2 protein-coding genes are annotated in these 2,207 nt (G+C 41.2%); both read left to right on the top strand.

Translation table 11 applies throughout. The features are described 5' to 3' along the window. Positions 1 to 317: 317 nt before the first annotated feature. Entirely contained in the window at positions 318 to 1,343 is a 1,026-nt protein-coding gene (locus tag BLW68_RS20870) for a permease (RefSeq protein WP_028624679.1), read from the top strand. Positions 1,344 to 1,428: 85 nt separating this feature from the next. Then, a complete protein-coding gene (locus tag BLW68_RS20865) occupies positions 1,429 to 1,803 on the top strand; it encodes an ArsR/SmtB family transcription factor (RefSeq protein ID WP_019383636.1) in 375 nt (124 codons plus the stop codon). Positions 1,804 to 2,207 lie beyond the last annotated feature (404 nt).

The raw sequence follows: 2,207 nt of genomic DNA, 5'->3' as shown, positions 1-2,207 counted from the left end.
CATTAGCTTGCTGGTCGGAGTTCTTCAACGTCACATCCCACCATCCAAGGTGGAAGCGTTACTGACTTCCAGTGGGAAGCGAGGCTATTTTCTTGGGGTATCCGGAAAATATGGTTGATTATCGCTCTAGCCCGTACTTCTCATAGGCACCCAATAAAACTGGCTGGGTAACCATGAGAATTCCGGGCTAGAAGCCTCAACTCATTCGCGTATCGAGCAACTTCCTACTTGACAGGCTTCTGAACCAATCATAACATGCACATACATACATGTGTACGTATGTTGGAATGATGTCATTAATCGGGAGATAATTTATTATGCAAGAAAGTGATTGGGGAATAGTTTTGGATGAGTTCCTGCATATAGGAAGCGGGCTATTATTGATAATTGCCGCAGTCGCAATTATTACTGGCCTTGTCCGGCATTACGTGCCACAGGAGAAGCTACAAGAAAAGTTAAGCAAGCATGAAAGTAAAGGCCCGATAATCGGGGCGCTCATGGGAATTTTAACCCCTTTTTGTAGTGCTGCAATGATTCCAGTTATGATTGGCATGGTGCAAATGGGAATTGCTACTGGAACTGTATTTAGTTTTTTGATTTCAGCTCCTTTAACAAACTTTGTTGTGGTTGGATTAATTGCAGCTACCTTTGGAATCAAAGTGGCTTTTATTTATTTTTTACTGACATTTCTGGGAGCGATAGCGGCAGGATATATAGTCAGCTTTACAAGTCTGCGTAATGCAGTAAAGCGCGATATAGTTGAACCTAAACAGACTTGTAGTGTTTCTACAAAGAAAAATGAGGTGAAAAATTTACTGCAGGTTGAAGATCAAGCATTAGGGCTAGTTAGTTGCTCTTCGACACCAGTTTCTGGCTATTCTTCAGTGCCGGCATGTAGCCTGCCTTCAGCCTCACAAAAAACCGAGTCACATAAAGAACGCCTTGGTTTGGCTATACAGTTTGCTTGGGCTTTATTTAAAAAAATTACTCCCTATGTTTTGATTGGTGCAGCAATTAGCGCCTTGTCAGCCGCTTTTTTGCCTGCTGATATTGTCGAAAGATTCGTTGGTAGTGATAATTGGTTTGCCATTCCTATTGCTGCTGTTATTAGTATTCCGCTCTACCTACGAATTGAAATGGCTCTACCATTACTAGATGTGTTAATCGGAAAGGGGATGGGGATGGGGGCTGCAATGGCATTGATTATTGGCGGCACAGGTGCTAGCTTACCCGAGATAGCAATTATATCCACTGTCTTGAAACCTAGGGCTGTAATAGCATTTGTTGCAATCGTGCTTGCCATTGCGACCATAGGTGGGATGATTTTTAGCTTTGTCTTATAACTCTATAGTATATAATGCTGCTTCACGTAGCATTATATAACTTTGATCGGAGGTAATTGCGTTGATTTCGAGCTACATTGATATTATGAAGGCTCTATCTGAGCCTAATAGATTAAGATTAGTCTGGTTAATGTCATATATAGATCAAAGAATTTGTGTTAGTGAGGGTATGGATGTCCTGGGAGAGTCACACTACAATGTTTCTCGTCACTTAAAAATTCTTTTAAAAGCAGGTATAGTCTCGGCAAGTCGTGAAGGAAAGTGGGTTTTTTATACATTGAAAACCGATGATTCTGAATTCTATAACCAACTCTTAAAAACTATTCAGTTGATACCTTCAGAAGAGTTCAAAGAAGAAATAAAACGCTGTAATCTTAGGCTCAATATGCGAAAAAATGGAGACTGCGTTATAGGTCAAGAAAACGCTGAATGGCTAAATATTATGGACTTGAATAAATAAAAACATTTGGGTTAACTGGCTGATTTGCTCCCGCCAGTTCTACTTTAATTGAGTCTCCGGAGTTTCTGGTTGACAAAACGCCCAAAGTGTAGAGGAGGAAGTCTATATCAACGGATTATTTGGTTGATCCTTTTCAGCCTACTCTGTCAATTTTCCGTCTCCACTTTACGCCTGAGTCTTCATAGCGATGCTGACTAGGGATGACAGCGAGAGCTGGGCAAGCCTCAAAAAGATTCTGGATCATGTCCAATCTAAACGCCTGCACAACATTCCTCTTGTAGGAAACTGATCAAGTTTTCTATATGCCCATACGCCACCTACCTGTTTTTCTGATCAAGGCGGGAGATGATTAATTCGTTAAGCCTTCCTGGGTACCAGTTGGTGGATTCTGATGAGCAGAATGA

The sequence above is a fragment of the Rheinheimera pacifica genome, assembly GCF_900108485.1.
Lineage (GTDB): Bacteria > Pseudomonadota > Gammaproteobacteria > Enterobacterales > Alteromonadaceae > Alishewanella > Alishewanella pacifica.
This window is presented reverse-complemented; position numbering and strand designations above follow the sequence as displayed.

What these genes read in the sequence shown, in the direction of transcription:
- BLW68_RS20870 (WP_028624679.1), top strand. Translation starts at nt 318, where the DNA reads ATGCAAGAAAGTGATTGGGGAATAGTTTTGGATGAGTTCCTGCATATA.
- BLW68_RS20865 (WP_019383636.1), top strand. Translation starts at nt 1,429, where the DNA reads ATGAAGGCTCTATCTGAGCCTAATAGATTAAGATTAGTCTGGTTAATG.